The organism is Bacillus sp. LR_5 (assembly GCF_042709275.1).
Map to the genome: position 1 here is coordinate 1 of NZ_JAVAXX010000497.1, position 2,705 is coordinate 2,705.

Below are 2,705 nucleotides of genomic sequence, written 5' to 3' on the forward strand. Positions count from 1 at the left end.
TATTCACTATCTTTAAATTTCGGATTGTACGGTCTTACTCCTTTTGCCTGATCTTTAGGTAATACAATATCTTTTCTCCAAGTAGGCATTATTAGAAGCTGCTGTTTCCCTTCACTCTTCTTAAGATTGTCGTATCTCGGAAATCCACCCAGAAAGATATTTTCTTTTTTATAATTGTAATTCCCTTTCACAATAGACCGATATTCAGGTTTCGCTGAAGTGACTAATAATTTGATATTCTTGCTGTATTTATTTAACCATTCAGAATGATCCGCCATTGTTATCCCATGCTGTAAAAAGACAAACTCAAAATTAAATAAATCTCTAAAATAAATCTCCATATTAAAAAATGGATTTACAACCCATATATCTGCATGTGTCGATATTACCTTGGAAGAGGATAAGGTTAAAATTTTATGTCTAAAAGATCTGTATGGTATAACCTTTCCGTATTTTTTAATTCTGTCGTAATCTTTGCTATCTTTTTTTATTATAAAATATTTTTTCACCCCATCATTCTTGTTGATTGCATATTTAAAGAGGTGCTCGGCATTATCATCAGCTTTATCTTGTCTGTCTATGAATAACCATACCGGTTTTCTATTAAAAGTAGTGAAAACATGGTGCGCCATTCTTGCCAGCATAGCCTTCTTAATAGCTGATTTTCGTTTCTTTGATTTACCTCCTGATTTATTAAGGGATTTTAAGAAACGAAACTCTTTTATAAATCTATTTTTAACATTGTTTTTTTCGAACATTAATTTTTTATAATTATAATAAAAGATATAATCTTTTTTAGCTGCATAAGAATTATATAGATCATTTGACAAACCTGAATACTTAAAGAAGCGAAGTTTTGTCATTTTCCTTTTTTTACCCTTAGTTATAAAAAATTCAATATGGTGATTATCTGTAAGATGGCTTTTGGGAATATCTATAGAAAAACCAGGATATTTTTTTATTACTTCTCCTAAACTTATTTAATCATTATGCTGTCTTTTTATATTCTTTGCTTTTATTTTTGTTTCTCCAATTTTAGCATAAAAATTAAAACCTTTAGAATTAAACAGGGAGCTCCAAAAACCTTCTATGTGAATAGAATCCTCATTTTCTTCTAAAATCTCAATAGTTAGAGTTTGATCCGATAATTTCGAGACGATTTTACCTTCTCTATATAAATAATAATCCTGTTCAGTTTCTCTTTCATATACATACCTACTATAATTTTCACCGTGTTTTATTTTTAAAGCATGATATAGATAGAAATGGCTGACACTTTTTGTTTCAATAATCACATCGTCTTCAATATACGATAATACTTCTCGAATCAATGTTAAAAATTTGCGGTATTCATTTTCATCTAAAGGTGTTTCACTAATATCCTTAATCAATAATTTCCACTTCAAATCATGCATAACCATATATTGAAGAAACAAAGGTATTTTTTGTTCATGGTTTTTTGTGATATCAATTAAATTCTTGGAGAAAGTGATAAGTGAATGGTTAAACCAATTCTTATTTGCTTTAGCAGTCTGCATGGCAGATGATCCATCTTCCCTAACTCTATAATGGTATTTTGCCTCTTTAACCAGACCATATTTTTTCCTTTGCGATATAATTAAATTAACTAGTTTGGCATCTTCACCTATTTTACAATTTTCATCAAACCTGATATTTTTCAAGGCATCTTTTTTTATAAATGTAGAACAGCAATGAGTTAATATATGATGTGGTTCTTTTTCCACATCCAATATTCTTGTAGAAGAAAACTTATTATTTAGATTATGTTCTCCAGTTCTTCCTTCTTCAAAAAAAATAGGGATTGCTACAATATCAATTTCATTCTTATGTTGGTTAAAGAAGTTTAAAACATTTTCGAATGTTTCTTTTGAAACTAAGTCGTCCGGATCCAAAAATTGAATATATCTACCTTCAGCATACTTTAATCCATAATTTCGCGCACTGCTCACTCCGCCATTCTGTTTCTTTACATATACAATGTTATTTGGATATTTTTGAGCATATTCTTCACAAATGATTTCACTTTTATCAGGGCTATCGTCATTGACAAGTATTAACTGAATATTCTCAAAACCTACAGTCTGGTTAATGACACTTTCTATAGCATCAGTTAGATACAACTCAACATTATAAATCGGCATTATAACACTGAAATCATAATTAAAACTCTTTTCGTTCATAAAAGATTACTCCTAACAAAATGTTTATATGAATAAGAATCCGGGTAAATAAAAGTAAAAACAATTAGAGTGCTAAATTTTTGAAAACACATAATTAATTTAGTAAAATGTATGAAAAGGATTCCTTACCTGTTTTTTAAAGTCTTTGTAAGAAAACTTTTAAATACGTTTACATGGTTAAGTTCTAAAGCATCATTTGGTGTTTTTAGGACAAAGTCAAATGCAAGGGCCCAAATCGGTATTTCTACAACAAAACCAGCATGTCTAAAATCTCTTAATTTATATCCCCATACTTCAATTGTTTTTTTCAGTTCTTTTCGTTTACATACTTTTAATCTATTAAAATATTTTATATATAATCTGTCATTTTCTTTCATCTCATAATACTGGTTAATAAAGTGTCCTGTTAATTCAAGTTTAAGCCCTTTTATTTTGGTCGAAGTAACAGTACATGAACTTTGTGGTACTTTTTCTTTTTTTATGTTTTCAAGAGTTTCTGTATTT

The 2,705-nt window shown here is 28.8% G+C and carries 2 pseudogenes; both read right to left on the reverse strand.

The annotated features are described in order from the left end of the window. Positions 1 to 2,201, reverse strand: a pseudogene (locus RAC86_RS37605) (bifunctional glycosyltransferase/CDP-glycerol:glycerophosphate glycerophosphotransferase); the annotation flags it as partial. A 125-nt stretch (positions 2,202 to 2,326) separates the two neighbouring features. After that, a pseudogene (locus RAC86_RS37610) lies at positions 2,327 to 2,705 on the reverse strand (glycosyl transferase family A); the annotation flags it as partial.